The sequence below is a fragment of the Pseudanabaena sp. CCNP1317 genome (assembly GCF_034931345.1).
In the GTDB taxonomy this organism is placed as follows: domain Bacteria; phylum Cyanobacteriota; class Cyanobacteriia; order Pseudanabaenales; family Pseudanabaenaceae; genus Pseudanabaena; species Pseudanabaena galeata.
On the sequence record NZ_JAYGIF010000068.1, the window covers coordinates 1 to 19,746 of the forward strand.

General features: G+C 42.3%; 18 protein-coding genes and 1 tRNA gene. 6 read left to right on the plus strand and 13 right to left on the minus strand.

The features are described 5' to 3' along the window. On the plus strand, window positions 1-440 hold a 440-nt coding region (locus VB775_RS14740; RefSeq protein ID WP_323216838.1), incomplete at its 5' end, for a CHAT domain-containing protein. Window positions 441-1,096: 656 nt separating this feature from the next. Here VB775_RS14740 and VB775_RS14745 read toward each other — a convergent pair. The 3 genes from VB775_RS14745 to VB775_RS14755 all read right to left on the minus strand — a co-directional run bounded on the left by VB775_RS14745 (window position 1,097) and on the right by VB775_RS14755 (window position 3,538). Then, window positions 1,097-1,447, minus strand: a complete 351-nt coding sequence (locus tag VB775_RS14745) for a DUF1257 domain-containing protein (protein ID WP_094535623.1) — start codon at window positions 1,445-1,447, stop codon at window positions 1,097-1,099. A 174-nt stretch (window positions 1,448-1,621) separates the two neighbouring features. Continuing rightward, window positions 1,622-3,145: an AAA family ATPase gene (locus VB775_RS14750; protein ID WP_281006535.1), complete on the minus strand. Its 1,524-nt coding sequence runs from the start codon at window positions 3,143-3,145 to the stop codon at window positions 1,622-1,624. A gap of 75 nt (window positions 3,146-3,220) precedes the next feature. Next, on the minus strand, window positions 3,221-3,538 hold the full coding sequence (locus tag VB775_RS14755; RefSeq protein ID WP_094535621.1) for a hypothetical protein: 318 nt from the start codon (window positions 3,536-3,538) through the stop codon (window positions 3,221-3,223). Between the two features lie 527 nt (window positions 3,539-4,065). Between VB775_RS14755 and VB775_RS14760 the strand changes: the two genes are divergently transcribed. Then, window positions 4,066-4,581 carry a hypothetical protein gene (locus VB775_RS14760; RefSeq protein WP_281006534.1) on the plus strand — a complete coding sequence of 172 codons (516 nt, stop codon included), beginning with the start codon at window positions 4,066-4,068 and terminating at the stop codon, window positions 4,579-4,581. Window positions 4,582-4,586: 5 nt separating this feature from the next. Then, window positions 4,587-5,030, plus strand: coding sequence for a hypothetical protein (locus VB775_RS14765; RefSeq protein WP_281006533.1), 444 nt, complete (start codon window positions 4,587-4,589; stop codon window positions 5,028-5,030). A 194-nt stretch (window positions 5,031-5,224) separates the two neighbouring features. Here the strand turns inward: VB775_RS14765 and VB775_RS14770 are convergent, their stop codons facing one another. The 9 genes from VB775_RS14770 to VB775_RS14810 form a co-directional block, all read right to left on the minus strand. Then, on the minus strand, window positions 5,225-6,874 hold the full coding sequence (locus VB775_RS14770; RefSeq protein WP_281006532.1) for an ABC transporter substrate-binding protein: 1,650 nt from the start codon (window positions 6,872-6,874) through the stop codon (window positions 5,225-5,227). Window positions 6,875-7,295: 421 nt separating this feature from the next. Further along, window positions 7,296-9,593, minus strand: coding sequence for a single-stranded-DNA-specific exonuclease RecJ (recJ, locus tag VB775_RS14775; RefSeq protein ID WP_281006531.1), 2,298 nt, complete (start codon window positions 9,591-9,593; stop codon window positions 7,296-7,298). A gap of 340 nt (window positions 9,594-9,933) precedes the next feature. Continuing rightward, window positions 9,934-10,698 (minus strand): PspA/IM30 family protein, encoded by a 765-nt coding sequence (locus VB775_RS14780; RefSeq protein WP_281006530.1) that lies wholly within the window; start codon window positions 10,696-10,698, stop codon window positions 9,934-9,936. 107 nt (window positions 10,699-10,805) lie between these two features. Beyond that, window positions 10,806-10,879 (minus strand) — tRNA-Met (locus VB775_RS14785). A gap of 76 nt (window positions 10,880-10,955) precedes the next feature. Continuing rightward, window positions 10,956-11,636, minus strand: coding sequence for a 7-cyano-7-deazaguanine synthase QueC (gene queC, locus VB775_RS14790; RefSeq protein ID WP_281006529.1), 681 nt, complete (start codon window positions 11,634-11,636; stop codon window positions 10,956-10,958). A gap of 5 nt (window positions 11,637-11,641) precedes the next feature. Further along, window positions 11,642-12,256 (minus strand): 7-carboxy-7-deazaguanine synthase QueE, encoded by a 615-nt coding sequence (locus VB775_RS14795; protein WP_281006528.1) that lies wholly within the window; start codon window positions 12,254-12,256, stop codon window positions 11,642-11,644. Further along, on the minus strand, window positions 12,257-12,670 hold the full coding sequence (gene arfB, locus VB775_RS14800; RefSeq protein ID WP_281006526.1) for an alternative ribosome rescue aminoacyl-tRNA hydrolase ArfB: 414 nt from the start codon (window positions 12,668-12,670) through the stop codon (window positions 12,257-12,259). Window positions 12,671-12,916: 246 nt separating this feature from the next. Beyond that, window positions 12,917-13,669: a metal ABC transporter ATP-binding protein gene (locus VB775_RS14805; protein ID WP_281006525.1), complete on the minus strand. Its 753-nt coding sequence runs from the start codon at window positions 13,667-13,669 to the stop codon at window positions 12,917-12,919. A 147-nt stretch (window positions 13,670-13,816) separates the two neighbouring features. Beyond that, entirely contained in the window at window positions 13,817-14,137 is a 321-nt protein-coding gene (locus VB775_RS14810; RefSeq protein WP_281006524.1) for a chlorophyll A-B binding protein, read from the minus strand. Between the two features lie 86 nt (window positions 14,138-14,223). Here VB775_RS14810 and VB775_RS14815 point away from each other — a divergent pair, with 86 nt between their 5' ends. The 3 genes from VB775_RS14815 to VB775_RS14825 all read left to right on the plus strand — a co-directional run bounded on the left by VB775_RS14815 (window position 14,224) and on the right by VB775_RS14825 (window position 16,724). Then, window positions 14,224-15,717 carry a serine/threonine-protein kinase gene (locus VB775_RS14815; RefSeq protein WP_323216840.1) on the plus strand — a complete coding sequence of 498 codons (1,494 nt, stop codon included), beginning with the start codon at window positions 14,224-14,226 and terminating at the stop codon, window positions 15,715-15,717. 149 nt (window positions 15,718-15,866) lie between these two features. Further along, window positions 15,867-16,256 carry a tautomerase family protein gene (locus VB775_RS14820; RefSeq protein ID WP_281006522.1) on the plus strand — a complete coding sequence of 130 codons (390 nt, stop codon included), beginning with the start codon at window positions 15,867-15,869 and terminating at the stop codon, window positions 16,254-16,256. 3 nt (window positions 16,257-16,259) lie between these two features. After that, on the plus strand, window positions 16,260-16,724 hold the full coding sequence (locus tag VB775_RS14825) for a GNAT family N-acetyltransferase (RefSeq protein WP_281006521.1): 465 nt from the start codon (window positions 16,260-16,262) through the stop codon (window positions 16,722-16,724). A gap of 151 nt (window positions 16,725-16,875) precedes the next feature. Here VB775_RS14825 and VB775_RS14830 read toward each other — a convergent pair whose 3' ends face one another. After that, entirely contained in the window at window positions 16,876-19,665 is a 2,790-nt protein-coding gene (locus VB775_RS14830) for a CHAT domain-containing protein (protein WP_281006520.1), read from the minus strand. Window positions 19,666-19,746: the final 81 nt, after the last annotated feature.

Consider the following 19,746-nt stretch of genomic DNA (forward strand, 5'->3'; position numbering starts at 1 on the left):
AATTTAAAAACCATAATATTCTCCACCTTGCCACCCATGCCGAATTTAATGTTGGCTCTCCCGATCAGTCCTTCATCATCTTCGGCAATGGCGACAAAATCCGTCTCAATGAAATTGCTGATTGGCAGATGCCCAATATCGATTTAATTATCCTAAGTGCTTGTCAGACTGGTTTAGGGATACTCGGCAGTGGGGTAGAAATCCTAGGCTTTGGCTACCAAGTCCAAAAAGCAGGCGCAAAACAGGCGATCGCCTCCCTCTGGAAAGTCGATGACAATCAGACAAGTGTCCTGATGGCAGCATTTTATGCAGAATTGCAAAAAGGAAATGTCACTGCAACTGAAGCACTGCGCCGCGCTCAAGTATCACTGATCAAATCCAAAGACTACAATCATCCCTATTACTGGGCAGCCTTCTTTGCGATCGGTAATGCGTTGTAAGTAGCTAGGCATAATTAAAACCTAAAATCAGAAGCAATCCCACCCGCGTAGCGGACGGGACTGCTTTCTAGGTTTTTAGTTGTTTGAGAAGCTCTATGAACAAGGTTTGCAACTGATTACCAAGCGTAAGAAAAATTAGTTCATCGAACTCACGTTAAATTAACGTCAGTTCGACGAAAGCGAAAAATGGTAAGAATCGCTAAGCGATTCTTACCATTTTTCGCCATTAGCGGCGTGCTTCGCACGCCGCTAATGGCTATATCGAACTCACGTTAAATTAGTTCGCTAGGTTTTAGCTTTTTTGCCGCAAGACGGCAATACAATGCTTTGCGCTTCATAGTTAATTATTTGACAGTACTTACAGCAATTACCGTTCAAACGAACCACAAGAAAAAACTTGAAAGCGTTGCGAAACAACGCTTTCAAGTTTTTTCTTGGTTTGGGTTTGAGCGCAAATCGCTGTAAACCAATTCACGAAAGAGTGATCACACTTTCGTGAATTAAAAACCAAACCCAGTAAGGGTTTTCAAAACACAAAATGGCTATGCCATTTTGTGTTTTGGTATTATTTGCTTGTCCCTTTTCATAAAAAACAGGCTAGTCAAAGATATGACTAACCTGTTAATTTGCATAATTAACTCGCAAGATTGGACACCTTACTGCAAAACGAGCTTTACATTGGCATTGCTCAGTCCAGGACGCTTAACTTCAGTTAGAGCCTTGTTTACAGCATACTTCTGGTTGATCGAGTTGATCAACTCAGTCTGATTGTGCTTCTTAGCGACACCCCAAAGATCAGCGATTAGATCAAATGATCCGTCAGCATTACGCGACCAACCCAAATCATAATCACCTTCAAGAGTTGCCACAATGTCGGCACGGATGCGTTGGCTGTTATAGCCACGAACATCAGCTTCAGTCTTAACACTGATACCAAGATCGCGCAAAGACGACTTGAGAACTTCGGCATCAGTAATTTTTGTGCGAAGTGTGCTGAAATGAGACATAATAGTTTTGCTCCTGTAAATAAATGTGAACTTGACTGTTAACTCGAACGGGAGACATAAGAGTGTTGGTGGTTCTTACTCCTATGTTAACTGCTAGATAGACTGCCTTTTGATAAGACATTCTTTAGAATCTAGCCTTAAACCTGCTGACTACGAAACAGCAGGATAAGCTTTTCAAAACTCCATACGCTGATATTCAGCGACTGAAGTAGCGGCGGGTCTAGCCCGCATTCTTGCCCAGTCACGCAAAGCAGCAACCTGCTCAGTCATTGTGCGTGATAAGGGAGTCGTGGATTTCACAGCCGAAATGATATCTAGCTGTGTAAACTCCCGATCTTGGGCAAAAGCCTCATACATGGCAGCAATTACTGCCTGCTCGATTTCCGCCCCCGAAAAACCATCGCTTACTTTCGATAGTTGTTCAAAATCGAACCTGTCTAATTTTTCAACATCTGGACGACGCTTGCACAGATGAATTTTGAAAATATCTCTGCGTTCTTCACCGTTAGGTAAATCAACGAAGAAAAGCTCGTCAAAACGTCCCTTGCGGAGAAATTCCCCTGGTAACTTTTCGATACGATTGGCGGTTGCCATCACGAATACAGGTGATTTTTTCTCTTGCATCCATGTTAAGAACGTACCAAAGATCCTCGATGATGTACCACCATCGGAATCTGCCGAACCTGCTCCCCCTGCGAACGCTTTATCAAGCTCATCAATGAACAGGATCATTGGTGAAATTGATTCAGCAACTTTGAGAGCATTACGTAGGTTTGCCTCTGACTTGCCAACCGTTGAGCCATCATAAACACGCCCCATATCAAGGCGAATTAATGGTAATGACCACAACCTAGCAGTTGTCTTGGCGATTAAGGACTTTCCACAACCGGGAACACCAAGAATCAGCATCCCTTTGGGTTGAGGTAATCCATAATTTCTAGCTCTCTGACTAAAGGCATTTGAGCGCTGCTGCAACCAATGCTTTAGTTCTTCGAGTCCCCCGACAGCATCTAAATCTTCTTCATCTTCGATATATTCGAGGATGCCATTGCGGCGAATTAATTGTTGCTTTTCTGAAAGTACAATATCAACTTCTTCTTCAGTAAGCTTGCCATTAGTGACTTGAGCTTTGCGATAGACTTTTTCCGCTTCATCTTGAGTTAAACCCAGCGTGGCTCTGACCAACTTTTCACGAGTCTCAGATGACACCTTTCTGGTGCGAACTTGTCCAAGTTGTTGATCGAGTACTTCTTCGATCGCTTTCATGTCTGGCAGAGGAAAATCAAGTACCACGATTTCCTTTTCCAATTCAACAGGAATCACTTGAATCGGCGACATCAAAATAATTGTTTTCTGAGTGCCTTTGAAGTTGGCGATCGCATCACGCAGACAACGAACGGTTACAGGATGATCTAAGAAAGGATGTATATCTTTAAAAATATAGATAGCAGGATCTTTCTGATCGGCGCGAGTAATCCATTTGAGAGCCGCTTCCGCAGATTCGGTATTGTGTTGCGCGGCTCCTGTGGTTTGTCCGTACTCAACTAGACCATGGGTCACAGTCCATGTGAACATGCGACGTACTGGCTTCAGTTCAGAGATGGTTGATATCGCCCTTTCTGCTCTTTCTTCCTCTGGTGTATTGAGGTAGATCAAGGGATATTGGGCTTGAATTAAAATGCTAAGTTGCTCTTGCATATAGTAATACTGAGGTTTACGCCTCTGTCCTCACCTTGTCTACAGAAAAAAGTCTAGGAAGTGCTGATAATTAGTCTAGCTGATTGAGACTAGCTCCTCATCAGGGCTGTCGGCTTTGCCAACAGTAACTGGTAAAGCTTGAATACGATTGCCCCCGATCGCCAGCAGTTCACCATCACGAATTACAACAGTTTGAGAACAGCTCGGACAGTTGTAGGTTTGATGGGTATGCCCAATACCAGAAGACTCGACAATATCAGCATGAGCTAGGTAAAAGCTAATTGCTTTTTCGGCTAAGTCTGACATCGAATCACCATCAATAGCAGAACGAATCTTTAGCTGTTGATGTAGTCGTTCGGGGAGATAAAAAGTTACCTTTTGCTTGTCTTGCATAGTGGTTAAGAACAGTGAATACCCGGGTATGTGATTAAGTTACAGGTAGAACCTTCTACTGTCAAGGTTCTATACCAGCATGACAGCAACATCTTAACATTTCTTTACACATACAAATCATTTTGGGCGCATTTATAGCTATAGCCACCTGTATCAGGACAAATCAAAACCCAAATAATGTGGGGCGGCGCTTCGCGCCGCCCCACATTATTTGGGTTTTATGTCCTAACAAGAATGGCGACAGCTATAGCTGTAGTTAAGCGGATATCCTCGCAAAATTTTCGTCTTTAATTGTTTAGCAAAGACGAAAATCGCTATAAACTTGTTTTATAGGAAGACAAATCAAAACCCAAAATACAAGTAGCGGCGCTTCGCGCCGCTACTTGTATTTTGGGTTTTCTGTCCTAAGAAAACCTTTGATTGCTATAGGAACAAAATCAGCATCAGTCTGGTCATAATGTTTAAACAAAATGAAAAAGAATCCCAAATAATGCATTTAAAATAATGCATCCCACATGGAGTCAGGTATGAACGTTTCTAAAATTGGGTATTCCAATATACTTAAGCTAGGTTGGGGAACCTTTGCAACTATTGCGGCTTTAGCGATCGCAGCTCCTAGTTTTGCTCAAAGCGCGATTTCGTTGGGGCGGAATTTTCGACCTGATCCAGCAACTTTGGCTGGAAATGGGGGGGGTAATGTCAGTATTGCGAGTATTGCAGGAATTGCTGATAATTGTCGTGGATTTGCTAACTCTCAACCAAATCACACAATTACTTTGACTGAAACATTTCAAGTACTAGATCTTTTGGTTTATACCAGTAACATCAACGATGATCCAACTATGCTAATTAAAGGACCAAACGGCATTGTGATCTGTGCTGACGATGAGTCAGGCGGGCGCAATCCACAGACTTCTCGTCGTTTGGCGAATGGTTATCATCAATCTTGGCCACAAGGTACTTACCAAGTTTGGGTTGGTTCTAAAAATATAAATCAATCTTTTAGTTATACGCTGTCTTTGAGTGAAATACGTCAAAAATGAAATTCTTGAAACTGCCAATCGCTTTACTGGGATTTGCTCTAGTACCAATGTTTCTGGCAGTATTGCCAACCTTGAGTCAAGAGGTACTTAAGCCAATCGCTCCCAAATTCACCCCTGATCCTCAAGTCTATAACGGTAGTGCAGGGGGAAGTATTCCCTTGGCATCTATTGCTACTGGTAAAGCTAATGGACAATGCCAAGGATTAACCCAGCAAACACCGAACCATACTTTGACGGTGCAGAGAAACTTTGGTTTCTTAGCATTAAAAGTATCTGGAGATCGCAATTTATCTCTATTGGTCAAAGGACCTGATGGTATTTATTGTCGTAGTGGAGACAGTCCTGAACTATCAGGTGCTTGGATAGCGGGGAAATACGAAATTTGGGTTGGTACGTCTGATGGCGATCGCTCAGCTTATCGTCTTAAGATTAGTGAGACTAGCCAGTAATACCAAATTAATAAATGGCTGCGCCATTTATTAATTTGACGTGAGTTCGATATAGCCATTTGCGGCGTGCTTCGCACACCGCAAATGGCGAAAAATAGTAAAAGCCTCGCGAAGCGAGGCTTTTACTATTTTGGCTATATCGAACTCACGTTAGATAAATCTTTGATAATTAAGCAACCCTTGACGCGCCCAAATTATAACTTGGAAATATTCCAGTAAGGAAGTTGCTGATTTGGTTCTATTTTGACTCCCTGTAAACCTCTTTGGGCAAAGGCGTATTCTTTGTTTTGCCAAAGCGGAATAAAAGGTACATCCTCAGCCAAGATTTCTTGGATTTTTTGAAGCATTTGCGATCGCTTAACCCGATCGCGCTCTTGACGCTGTTTGGCAATTAATATATTCATTTCAGGGTTGTTATAAAACGAGCCTTGAAATTGAGTACTACCTTTTATACAGCGATCGCCCTCTGCTTCTTCACATTCTAAAAATGGCTTGATGTAGTTGTCGGGGTCGAGAATATCAGGAATCCAATCAAGTAAATAGGCAGGATATACACCTTTATCCAAAAAAGCATAACCGACGGTATTTTCTACTCGTTCAGTTTTAATCTGCAAAATTTTACCGACATTTTTTTGAATTGAGGCCCGCATCGTACTGGCGATTAAGTCACCATTGCCACCATATTTTGGGGAATACCAAATGGAAATTTGAGCAGGTTTATCGTCAGAATATCCTGCTGACTCCAGCAATTGCCGTGCTAGTTTACCGTTACCATCCCCATATTTTTGTTCAAATACAGGTTTGGAATCTTTAAAAGCACTAGGAATTAAGCTATACAGTGGCGCACGTTGATTGAAAAATATCCGTGATTCTAGAAGCGGTCGATCAATTGCCGCCGATAATGCTTGACGCACACGCACGTCATTTAGTGGAGCTTGGTGAGTGTTTAGCACCATATATAAAATGGTTGCACCTTGACCTGATGCGATCGTCCAGCCATTTTGTTGAGCGTTAGCTTCGACATTCTTCACCTGAGTTGGTGTAAGGGTCTGGAATGCAATATCCACTGCGCCCGTTTTGAAGGCATTGAGTAAATTGGAATTAGAGGAGAAAAACTGAATGTCAAGCCCTTTGTTGCTCGGTTTTTTACCCCAATAATCGGGAAATGTATCTAGGCGCAAGTAACTACCTTCGACAAACTGAGTAACTTGATAGGGACCAGTCCCAACTAATTTATCAGGTAAGAATAATAGCTTGCCAGTCTTTTCATCTTTAACGTGTTTGTAAACCTGTGGTGAAATCGCTGCCGCGCCTGTAAAAGCTAAGAACTTGGGGAAAAATTGTAAAGGCTGCTTGAGCTTAAAAATTAGTTCAGTCTCGCTCGGTGCAGAAATATCTTCGATAACATCACCCAAGATATATGATGGAGAACCTTTGGAATTGATGAAGCGATCCAAGGCAAATTTCATCGTATAAGCATTAAAGTTGGTGCGATCATGAAATTTGATACCTGTTTTTACAGGTATGGTGTAAGTTAAGCCGTCTTCACTAACTTTGGGCATATCTGCCGCTAGTTGTGGTACTAACTCGTTGGAGCCTTCTTTGTAGGTGTAGAGGCGTTCGAGCGTGTTGTAAAAAATGTTGCTAATAAAAAATTCGTTAGCATCGGCTGGGTCGAGAGTGCGAATTTTGCTGGTTGTGCCTAAAACAATGCGCTCATTACTGCGATCGCTAATCCCCAGTCTATTATTAGTAATTTTGCTATTGGTACAGGCCAATAGTGTGGTTAGTGTGATTAGGGCGATCGCAAACCAAGCCAAAAAGCGACGCAGCAAATATCTCATTGATCTATAATTATTGACTTATTAGGCGAAACTTAACTGGATTTCTTAACGCTAGATTTTCTCATAAAGTCGTGAGGATTGGGAATTTAATAAAATCATCATCTGGTCGGAGCAAGTTTATCTTTGCTTTTGCTTGTTCGGATTGTATAGCGATGTAAATAGCTAGGCATACAGCAATTACCGATCAAACGAACCACAAGAAGAAATATGAAAGCGTTGCTTCGCAACGCTTTCATATTTCTTCTTGGTTTGGTTTTGAGCGCAAAGCGCTGTAAGTACACTAAAAATCTAAAACCAGAAGCTGTCTCGCCCTCGTAGCGGGCGGGACAGCTTCTGGTTTTAGGTTTTAATTATGGTGAGCTAAGTAATACCAAAACACAAAATGGCTACGCCATTTTGTGTTTTGGTATTACTTCTCTTTCTAGCGATATGTTGCCAGCTTCTTTAACTGGCGATCAAAAAACTGTTGCTGAAAGGCTAACTCATTCGCCGCTTGGATAAATTGCTTTGCTGGTGCAGATCCATCATTGGTTGATGGAATTGAACTAATGCGGATAGTTATATCAAAAGCATCCGAAGAATCAGCGATCGCTTGCACAGCAAAGCCATATTGTTGAAGCTCATCAAATCCAATTTGCAGCACATCTTGATCTGCAATTCCCAACTTGGCAATTAACTGCGATCGCTTGATTTCCTTACCAGTCCGACTCAGATATTTAGCTATTCCTACAAGAGTTTGCCATGCGATCGCTCCATTGATGTGCTGAGGATTTGGATAAACTAAAGCGAGAGATTGATTAGCTTGATGCGCGAGATCGATAATAGTGTTCAAATCTTGCCAACTCTGAGGACAACGATCGCAAATAGTTGCCGATAAAGATTGATCAAGTTCAATCGCATCATGTCCATGCCAATCAATAACCTTGAGATTCGCATCAGGATTTTTGAGCGATGTTGATGCAAGGGCTGGTAACTCAGCGCTAAGGGGCGTACTCTGAGCATGGAAATCCAGCAGACGCACATCATAGCGGCGACGAAAGGCATTATCGACTAGTTCGATTACGACATCACAAGCGGTGTCAGGCAACTCATAGCTATAATGCCCCCACCAATCACCATGAATTTGATTGCCAAGGCGATCACTTAGAGTAAATTCGGTTTTAATATATTCAACCTTCTGTCCCTTGGCATTACGAATATTTGCATTAGATACTTCTGAGAATATACAATCTCGGACTAATAATTTGGGATAGGGATTGCCCATGCCAAAGGGTTCTAGTTGCTTGAATTCATTAAATAAGTCTTTAGTAAGGTCAGCGATCGCTACTTCCAGATCAATCTTGATCGTCTTACTTCGCAATTGTCCATATTGACTCCAAAACTTCCGATCAATTGACTCCGATAGTATCTGTAAATTTTCAAATCGAAAGCTCAAACCACCTGCTAGAGGATGCCCACCAAAGCTTAGTAACAAATGTTCTTGCTCTTTAAGAAGATCGTAAAGATTAATTCCCTCAATAGATCGCGCACTACCCTTGGCAATTCCATCCTCAACCGTACAGAGAATCGTCGGGCGAGCATATTCGGCGACTACTTGACCAGCTACTAAGCCCAAAACTCCCACTGACCATTGCGGATCGGCAAGGATAATAATTCCCGTTGTCGATAAATCAAGTTGTTTAATTTTCTCTTGAACCTGTTTGAATACCCTTTTCTGTAAAGCTTTGCGCTGTGTATTCGCCAGTTCCGTTTGTTCGATCAGTGACTTACAAATCTTTTCATCACGGGTGGTCAACAATTCCACACATTTCCGCACATCTCCCCAGATGCGACTGACAGCATTAATGCGCGGCGCAATCCCAAAGCTAATATCAATCGGGCGATCGCCAACTCGCTTACATTGCTCCAACAGCATTCGCACACCAAGACGTTTCTTTTGGCGTAATACTTCGATGCCCTTTTGAGCCAGATAGCGACAGTCTCCTGTAAGCTGAACCAAATCTGCTACTAGCCCGATCGCCACTAAATCTAATAAATCCTCTAATGGCTGCTGAGGTACTTCTGGCAAGGTTGCATACAATGCTTCCATTAACTTATAGGCAACTGCCACGCCCGACAAGTTAAATAATGGATGCTGGTTTGGCAAATAACGCGGATTGATGATAGCCGTGACGGGTGGACGCACATCGGGCAAAGTATGGTGATCGGTAACGATCACATCAATTCCTAAATCCTGAGCATGGGTTAGAGCAGCTAAACAAGTACTACCTGTATCACAAGTAATAATTAAGCTGAGTGATTTTCCTTCAGAATGGCATTGCGATCGCAGTTCCTCTAAACCTCGAATCGAAATTCCGTGGGATTCCTTAAGGCGATCGGGGATATAAAAAACTAAGCGATCGCCTTGAGCAAAAAATTGCCCCAATCCTTCCCACAATACCGATGTTGCCGTAATACCATCAGCATCAAAATCTCCCCAAATCGCGATTGTTTCTCCTTGTTCATAGGCTTGTTGAATACGCGCGATCGCCTGCTGCATTTCAGGAAACTCAAAAGCACTCGTCGGTTGATAGGCTTCTGTATCTAAAAATGTCGCTATTTGCTCAGGCTCAACTATTCCTCTCTGCAAAAGCAACGCTGCTGCAAACTTGCCCACTTTTTCGATTAACCAAGTCGGTGGTTCAACTGTTTCTAAAATATGCCAATTGGCCAGTGACATGTTTATCCCAAGTAGATGGGCATAATTAATTACAAACCCAAACCTGTAAAGTTGCGCCCCACAGGGGCGCAACTTTACAGGTTTGGGTAATTTTGCACAAGTACTTTCAGTGCTTTACACTCAAACCTGAACCAATAATTTTTATAAAAGTATTGCAAACCGTTACTTTTATAAAAATTGTTTTGGTTCGATTGATCGATAAATTGCTGTTATACCAATTCACAAAATTGTTGTCACAATTTTGTGAATTAAAAACGGAACCCAGCTAGGGTTTTAAAACCAAAAAAGGGGTAACTTTTTACGTTCCCCTTTTTCTGATAGATTTCGCCTATGAGGTCAATTAACCCATTTGACGGCGCAGAGCTTCTAGCTCAGCATCGATCGCTGCTCCAACTGTTGGCTTAACTGCATCCGATGGAGGCAAAGCCCCTTGAGGTGCAGGGCTACCTGTCATCATTTTTGCCTTAAGTGCAGCTAGCTCATCGTCAACCCCGCTACCAGCCTCTAACTGAGCAAACTGAGATTCCAGATTGTCCATGCCAAGCTCAGAGCTAGCGCTTGCTTTAGCTTCAGCCATTAATACACGCTCTTCCATGCGCTCAAAAGTCGCAGCAGCAGAGTTAGTATTAACCTTGCCTAACATATTGTTAAGGTTCTCTTGAGCCTTAGCCGATTGCATACGCGCCTTGAGCATCTCTTTCTTGGTTTTTGCCTCAGAGATCTTGCCTTCGATCGCAATTAGATTCTTTTTCAGCAAATCTACCTGACCTGATTGCTGATCTAAGCCAGCTTTCAAGGTTGCGGCCGAATCACCATGGGTTTTCTTCCGACTAAGTGCTTCCCTTGCTAGGTTTTCATCTCCTTTCTGGAGCGCTAGCATCGCCCTTTTTTCCCACTCTTGTGCTTGAGATGCACTTTGATTATATTGTTGCTCTTGGCGCTTGAGGGCAGCCATTGATTGTGCGACGGCTTGGCGCAATTGCACCAAGTCTTCTTGCATATCAATGATTGATTGTTCCAGAATTTTTTCTGGATCTTCAGCAGCCGTAACCATTGCATTTACATTGGACTTGACCACCATACCAATGCGATCGAGTAATCCCATAATCTTGTCCTTTGTCTTAGGGAGTAAATTGTCTACATACTATCATGAACCCTACAAAAGTATAGGCGGCGCTGAGCGTCGTCTATACTTTACTTTGTCTTGTATAATAGCAGCTCCGGGATTTGAACCCGGGACCTACGGATTATGAGACCGTCGCTCTAACCACCTGAGCCAAGCTGCCGTGCATTTCTTAATATAGCATATCTGATGTAAATATTTTGCAATGTTAGCTTGTTAATTTTTGCGCTAGTTTAGCTTTACGCGGCGCTGATTCCATCGGCTTCACGTATGGCTTTATCTCGAATCCGACATGAATCGCAAACCCCACAAGGCACTTCACCCCCTTGATAGCATGACCATGTAAGCTCAATTGGTACGCCTAAAAGTCTAGCGCGTCGGACAATATCAGTTTTAGAATCCATTACCAAAGGAGCTATTAATTTCGGTGCATTCCCTTCTATCCCCACTTTCGACGAGAGCGCAGCTAAATTTTGAAAGGCTTCCAAATAGTCAGGACGACAATCGGGATAACCTGAATAGTCCACTGCATTAATTCCCAAATAGATAGCTTCGGCTCCCTTTGATTCAGCTAATGACAAGGCGATCGCAATAAATACCGTATTTCGCCCTGGCACATAGGTAATGGGAATCTCACCTAATTGCACACCTTCCGTTGGTACGGCAATATTCTCATCAGTTAAAGCCGAGCCACCCCATTGGGCAAGATTTACATCGACGACAAAATGCTCACGAATATTCAAAGCAGCAGCAACTTGCCTTGCGGCTAATAACTCACGTTCATGACGCTGACCATAGCGAAAGGATAAGGCGATCGCTTCATAGCCATCGGCGATCGCCTGAGCTGCCACCGTTGACGAATCTAATCCACCAGACAATAAAATTATTGCCTTTTTTGGGGAATTCCCGATATCTAACATTTTATTTACCTAACTCCCAATAACTTATGAGTTTGGATACTCACGCGCCAATCTGGATGACTTAATACATACTGCAATACTAAATCTTTACTGCTAGCAGTTTCCCACTCAGCCTGTAAATATTTCATCACCTTTGGCGAAACTTTCGCCGCATTCTGTTCAGCCCATAATAAATCCGATGCATCTTTGACCACAACCTTGAGTTCGCTGACATGTCCATAAATACTGGCATGAGGATGTTTGAACTGTTTAGGCGAAAAGGTCACCCAGTCAAAAATACCACTAAAAGGATGTGATCCCGATGTCTCTAGATGGATTTGCAGTCCTTGAGCTTTTAGCTCTCGCGTCAAATCAGTCAAATCATGCATCAATGGCTCACCGCCAGTAATTACAACCATCGCAGGTTTAGCATTTACTGCTTCATCCACCAGATTAGCGATCGCTATTTCAGGATGTCTTTTCAAATTCCAAGAGATTTTGGTGTCACACCAAGGACAGCCGACATCACAACCCGCTAAGCGAATAAAAAAAGCATTAGTTCCCATCCATGCTCCTTCTCCTTGCACAGAATGGAAAGTTTCAACGATAGGCAAATAATTTAGACAATTAACTTTATCCATTTACTCGGTAATCTTCCCCCTTAAAGCTTTGATTGCACCACGCTTAGTTTTATCGTCAATCCGTCGGGTTTGAGCACTGCGTGATGGCTTAGTGGGTTTACGCTTGGTGGGCGTAATCGTCACACTTTGGATTAATAACTGGAGTCGCTTGAGAGCATCTTCTTTATTTTGTTCTTGAGTACGATGCTGTTGAGCCTTGATGATGATGATGCCCTCTTTGGTGATGCGCCGATCGCTTAAATTTAGAAGCCTTTCTTTATAGAGTGGCGACAGAGAAGAAGCATTAATATCAAAACGCAGATGAATTGCTGTGGAGACTTTATTGACGTTTTGCCCACCAGCGCCCTGCGATCGGATGGCGGTAATACTAATTTCGTCGATCGCAATAGATGTATGTTTGGTAATTTGGAGCATGAAATTATCTAAAGCAAGTCGATTCTATTATCCCTATTTTATAGCGAAAACCCTACTTCTCTTAGGATTCACGGGAAAATGCTTTGAGACCGTTATTTTAGAGTATGGACAATTCATGAATTGTCCATACGTAGATGAGCATAATTAATTACAAACCCAAACCCTTAAAGTTGCGCCCCTGCGGGGCGCAACTTTAAGGGTTTGGGTAATTTATTCTGCACAGGTACTTACTCTCTTTTTAGAAAATTAGCAAAATAATAATTCTTCTTCAGCGCGATCGCGCTGATCAATCTGCTCAACTGATGCACCATAGGCGCTTTGAATATTTTCAGGAGTTAGGACTTGACGGGGTGTACCACTGGCGACTAAGTGGCGATTGATTAGAAGTAGCTGATCGTAGCGATCAAGGGTATTGCCCCATTCGTGACAGCTAATTAGCAAGGTTTTCCCTTCTTGTTTAAGATTATTGTAGATATTCCACATTAAAGCCTCAGTTTTTTTATCCACTGCGGTCATTGGTTCATCTAGTAACAAAATATCCGCCTGCTGCGCCAAAGCTCGCGCTAAAAATACCCGTTGTTGCTGTCCCCCAGAAAGATTTTTAATCGGGCGATCGCGTAAATCATCAAGTTCGACACGTTCTAAGGCTGCTCGTACAATTTCCTTAGACTGACGACTAGTTCTGCCAAACCAGCCACTGTGCATGGTGCGCGACATCATCACCACATTCCACACGGTCACAGGATAGTCCCAATCAATTTGCGATCGCTGTGGCAGATAAGCAACTTTTTGGCGTTGTTGCTTGAGTAGTCTTTCGTGATAGAAAACTTGACCACTTTGAGCAGGAATCAGATCGAGCATCGCTTTGAGCAAAGTGCTTTTGCCTGCGCCATTAGCACCAATTAATCCTACAAGTGAGCCAGATGGGATACTAAAGGAAATGTTCGATAGTGCGTTGACATCTCGATATTTCACGGACAGGTTCTGCACTTCAAGCATAGATGCTGATGCTCAAAAAAATGATAATCGTTTTCAAAATTATACCTATAAATTTTGCAATTCGCAAACAAAAAAGGCTGGACGCTTTGCGCCCAACCTTTTTTGTTTGTAAGATGTAGCGCTTCGCGCCACATCTTTTACATATCGTTATTCTGAGTCCTTAGTCGCTTTGACTGCATAGTAACCAAGCAATGTGGCAACCGTAAAACCTGTGAAGAAAAGAGCAAATAAAACACTAATGCCGCCTGTAATGCCGACTTGAGCAAGAATTCCTTTACCAGTCAAAACTTCATTGGTAAAACCTGCAACTAAGCCAATCATTGCCATGCGACCATTCCAAGTTTCGGCAAAGTTACTAAAACCAAATACGCCTGCCCCTGTAGGATTTACATTAAAACCAACAGTTTTGTTGGTGGTCTTAGAATTATCGTTATCATTTGATGCATTCTTAATTGGTGTGACGACCATGATTAATTACTCTCCTACAGAAGTTTAATATTAATTAACTAAACTTTACATTTAACGTAAACAAATGTAAATCTATCGTCAGAAATATGCCCTACTGCCTCAACCCTAGTTGCCAGAAGCCGAACAATCCCGAAGTCGGGAGATTTTGTATGAATTGCGGTAAAAATTTGCAGCTTAAAGGATTATATGAAGCGATCGCCTTAATTGGACAGGGAGGCATGGGGCGAACTTTTCGGGCAAAGGATTTAGGGAGATTAGGGCAACCCTGCGCGATTAAGCAATTTCTGCCGCAGTTTCGAGAACCTGAATTAATGAAAAAGGCGATCGCCCTCTTTGAAAGCGAAGCTGCTCAACTAAAGGTGCTAGGCTCACATCCTCAAATTCCTGAATTAATCGCCTATTTTGAAGAAGAAGGATATCTATATTTAGTACAAGAACTCATCGACGGCGAAAATCTCTATAACGAGTTACAGAGTCAGGGCATCTTTAGCGAAGCCAAGATTTATCAACTACTAGAAGATATTCTGCCCGTTCTCCAATTCATCCACGATCGCCAAGTCATTCATCGCGATATTAAACCAGACAATATTGTAAGGAAAAAGGAAAAAGGAAAAAGGAAAAAATCTAATTCCCAATTACCAAGCACCAATTCTCCTCAAAGCAATTTAGTATTAGTTGATTTTGGTGCAGCTAAAGCTTTTACTACAGATACAGCCAATCGCACAGGAACTTTAATCGGGAGTGCGGAATATGTGGCTCCTGAACAAGCGAGAGGTAAGGCTTTACCTCAAAGCGATTTGTATAGTTTAGGTGTGACTTGTATTCATTTATTAACGGGGATTTCGCCTTTTGATCTCTATGATGATGTGAGCGATCGCTGGATTTGGCGCGACAATCTCCAAACTTCTCTTTCCAGTCATTTGGCAAATATCCTCGATCGCCTATTAGAAAGAGCGATTTCTAATCGTTATCATTCCGCTAATGAAGTAATGAACGATCTACAGTCTTTAGTAAATCTGTCTTCTAGTAGCATATCTCCTCAATCCAGTTCCAATATTCAAAACTATGCACAGGCATATTCACAAATACGGCAACTGCAAGAATTACTCAGTTTAGGTCAATGGCAAGAAAGCGATCGCCTTACGAATAAAATTATTTTGCAACTTGCTAATAAAAGTAAAGTATCCAAGCTTCAAGCCGATGATATCGATAACATTGCCTGTGATATCTGGATAGCGATCGATCAAGCATGGATGGAATTTAGCAATAATCGCTTTGGATGGAGTACTCAAAACCAAATTTGGAAGAGTCTCGGCGGAAGGCTAATCTATGAAGAAAATACTTATTGGGAATTTGCAAATATCTATGAGAAGTTTAGCGATCGCGTCGGATGGCGCAAACCTCGTTGGTTCAATCTAAAATTAGTACCGAAAATTTGGCGCAAATATGAGAATTTGACCTTTGCGATCGCTGCTCCACGAGGACATTTACCGAGTCTGTTTTTTTGGGAAGGATTTAATTTAGTGGATGCAGTGCTTTATCGCCTAGAAATATGTCGTCAAACCAGAGAAAATTCTTGATTTTTCCATGTCATCTTACAGTGCTTTGCGCTCTAACCCCAAGCAAGAAAATTTTTGAAAGCGTTGCTTTGCAATACTTTCAAAAATTTTCTTGTAGTTCGTTTGTTTGGTAATTGCTGTAAAATAGACATTAAAATTCATCATGTAACATGCCGCAAACTAAAATCTATGGAAATGCTGATTTCATCCAGCAAAATCGCGAAGTTCTATCGACTACTATTCATGCTTGCGTTGTTGAGGCTCTCAACTATCCGCCTGAAAAGAAGTTTCAGCGATTCTTTCCATTGCAATCTGAAGACTTTGAATATCCAAGCGATCGCTCTGAAAAATATATCATCATCGAGATCCTGATGTTTGCAGGTCGTACCATAGAAGCAAAGAAAAATCTCTATCGGTTATTATTTGAGCGCCTAAAGGAGAAATTAGATATTTCTCCTTTAGATATGGAAATCATTTTGATTGAGACTCCAAGCCATAATTGGGGAATCCGTGGGGTTGCGGGTGATGAATTGAATTTTAACTACAAGGTGAATGTATAGGATATGAGTGAACTTGACCTCAATTTTCGCCTAGCACAATTTATTGATATTGATCCATTAATGGAACTTGTGCAGGAGTTCTATCAATTTGAGAAGATAACTTTTGATAATGGAGTTGTCAAAGCATTTACGGCGCTACTTAGTGATGAACAATTTGGCGTGATTTGGTTGATGTGCGATCGCGATCGCCCGATTGGCTATGTGGCGCTAACTTTCTTTTTTAGTATGGAATATCATGGACGCTGTGGGCTAGTCGATGAGCTATATATCCGTGAAGACTATCGTGGCAAGGGGCTTGGCAAGCAAGCTTTTGTCGTAATTGAAGATTATTTAAGAAACCAAAGGATGCGATCGCTGTCTCTAGTTGTCGATCACTGGAATGAGCCAGCCGAAGCCCTCTATACCAAACTAGGTTTCCGCCGCGAGCAGCGTCACTTGATGGTCAAGCATATCAATATCAACCTATAACTGATGTTACGAGGAATGAAGATTGCCCTCACCCCCCAGCCCCCTCTCCCAGAGAGGAGAGGGGGAGCAAAATCCAGAAAATTCTTGTTCCCCTCGCCCTTTGGGAGAGGGGCTAGGGGTGAGGGTCTTAGAAACTTCCACGTAACGTCAGCTACAACCCATTGCCAATGACGACAAAAGCTGACCAAAAATAAGGATGGTTGTAATTTATTTCGCCTTGTTTGATTGGTTTACGAATCATACTTAATTGGGCTTCTCTCAACGCTGTGGATGGGGCGATATTGCCTTTTTGCAAGTTTTTATAAAAGTCTTGCATCAATAGCTGTGTGCCGCCATCTTCTACTGACCAGAGGGATGCGATCGAGGCTTTTGCTCCTGCGAGTTGGACTTGGTAGCCAAAGCCTAAAATTTCTGCACCTGAGCCTAAGGTTTTGCCAATTCCTGTTTGACAAGCACTTAGGACTACTAGTGCGGTATCTTTTAGCGGTAATTCGTTAATCTCTGCGAGGGTGATTTTGCTGCCATCGCCAAATAGTACATAGGAATCCAGTGGGCTTTGCGAGCTAAATTCGGCATGGGTAGCGAAATGAACAACCGTATTTCCAGCTACTTTCTCTTTGGTGGTTTTGGCGGTGAAGTTCTGCTCGATGTATTTGTTGGTGTTGGGGAAAGTGGCATTAATATACTCAACTTCAGGGATCGAGGCAGGAAGGGCAGTTTGTCCAAATTTTCTTTCTCCTGCTTTGCCTCCAAATGCGCCTGCATAGATACGGAGGTTGGTGAGTGAGTTGTAGTTGCTGTCAAATAGGCTATAGGCAATTAAGTTGTTGACGCGGTATTTCTCGACTAAATATTGTTTGCCGTCGTAGAGTGCAGCGATGGGAACATATCGTAAAAAGCTGTCAGGCGCATAGAGGATCGTGTCAGCGTTGGCTTGTTTGAGTTCGGCTTCAATGGGTTTAACTAGTAGGTCATAGATCTTTTTACTAGAATCCATTGCATCTTCAGATTGCCAATTTATCAGGTCAGCACGAAAGTCAATGATCAGGGTTTCGAGATCTTCTTTTTTGATAGGAATGGTATAGTTAGCGGGAATTGAACCACTAGAAAAGACAATCAGTTCGAGTCGGTCATCAAGTATCAGGGGGTAGATTAAAACGGCTCCTTTGGGGATATTTTGTAGGTATGCAGGAACTTTATTGATTTCGGATTTGGGAAGATGTTTAAGTTGACTGGCAAGTTGACGATTTAGTTCAGGAATCTTTTCTGTATTGAGGTTCGATAGCTGACTGCTGATTGCTTTTTCTGGTTCTAAAAGTCGGACACCTTGGGCGGTGATGTCATTACCTTTAATATTTTTGAGATAGTCTTCGAGTTCTTGGATTTTGAGGAGGTCGAGGACTTGTAATGCTTCGGTGACTCGTCCTTGTTTGAGTAGGCGATCGGCGAGGATGCGATAGGTATGAGCCACAGTGCGGGTAAAAGATTGCTGTTCTTCATGGCTAAGTTTTTTTAAGTCTTTACGGATTGATTCTTGCACTTGAACAGATTCTTTGAAGAAAAGAATTGCCATCTCTGTTTGTGATTGAGCATCCACGGCAAAGCCAATATTGTTGAGAGTTATTCCTTTAACAGAGCGGTCGCCAACTACTTTACTGATCGCAAGTGCTTGTTGGTAATACTCTAGGGCTTTGGGATATTGTCCGAGATCTCGATAAACCGCGCCAATATTGTTGAGGGTTGTTCCTTCAATAGCTCGATCTCCAACTACTTTACTAATCGCCAGTGCTTGTTGGAAATACTCTAGGGCTTTTGGATATTGTTCGAGGCTATCATAAACCAAGCCGATATTGTTGAGAGTTGTTCCTTCAATAGCTCGATCTCCAACTACTTTACTAATCGCCAGTGCTTGTTGATAATACTCTAGGGCTTTTGGATATTGCCCAAGGCTATAGTAAATCCCACCGATATTGCTAAGGGTTGCGCCTTTATCAGCGCGATCACCAACTTCTTTGATGATCACCAGTGCTTGTTGGAAATACTCTAGGGATTTTGCATATTGTCCGAGGCTGATATAAACCAAGCCGAAATTGTTAAGGGTTCCTCCTTCGCCAGCGCGATCACCAACTGCTTTTACGATCATCAGTGCTTGTTGGTAATACTCTAGGGCTTTTGCATATTGTCCTAGGCTTTTATAAACCAAGCCAATATTGTTGAGAGTTGTTCCTTCACCAGAGCGATCACCAACTGCTTTTCTAATCACCAGTGCTTGTTGGAAATACTCTAGGGCTTTTGCATATTGTCCGAGTCTTTGATAAACCGCACCAATATTGTTGAGAGTTGTTCCTTCACCAACGCGATCGCCAACTGCTTTTCTGATTGCCAGTGATTGTTGGTAATACTCTAGAGCGTTTCGATATTGTCCAATTTGTCGATAAACCCCGCCTATATTGTTGAGGTTTCTTCCTTCACCAGCGCGATCGCCAACTGCTTTTCTGATCGCCAGTGCTTGTTGGAAATACTCTAGGGCTTTTGGATATTGTCCGAGTTTTTGATAAACCGTACCAATATTGTTGAGGGAGCTTCCTTCACCAGCGCGATCTCCAACTGCTTTTAAGATCGCCAGTGCTTGTTGGAAATACTCTAGGGCTTTTGGATATTGTCCGAGTTTTTGATAAACCGCACCAATATTGTTGAGGGCTGCTCTTTCAGCAGAACGATCTTTAATTTCTCTAGTAATAGTAAGAACTTGCAGAAATGTTGCTAAGGCTTCTTTTAGTTGACCTTTGCGATATTGCTGTGTACCTAGTTGATTTAACTTAAGCGCTTCAGCCCTGCGATCTGTCGCCACCTGCGCCCAGCCAACCTCACTCACCATCACCTGCACAGGCAACCCAACCAACAAAATCCCTAACCCAACCAAACCCAAAAACTTACGCATAGCTCTTTGAAGGAAAAAGTAGAAAGGAAAAAGGAAAAAATCAATATTTTATCTTTTTCAACTTTACCTGAAAATTGATGT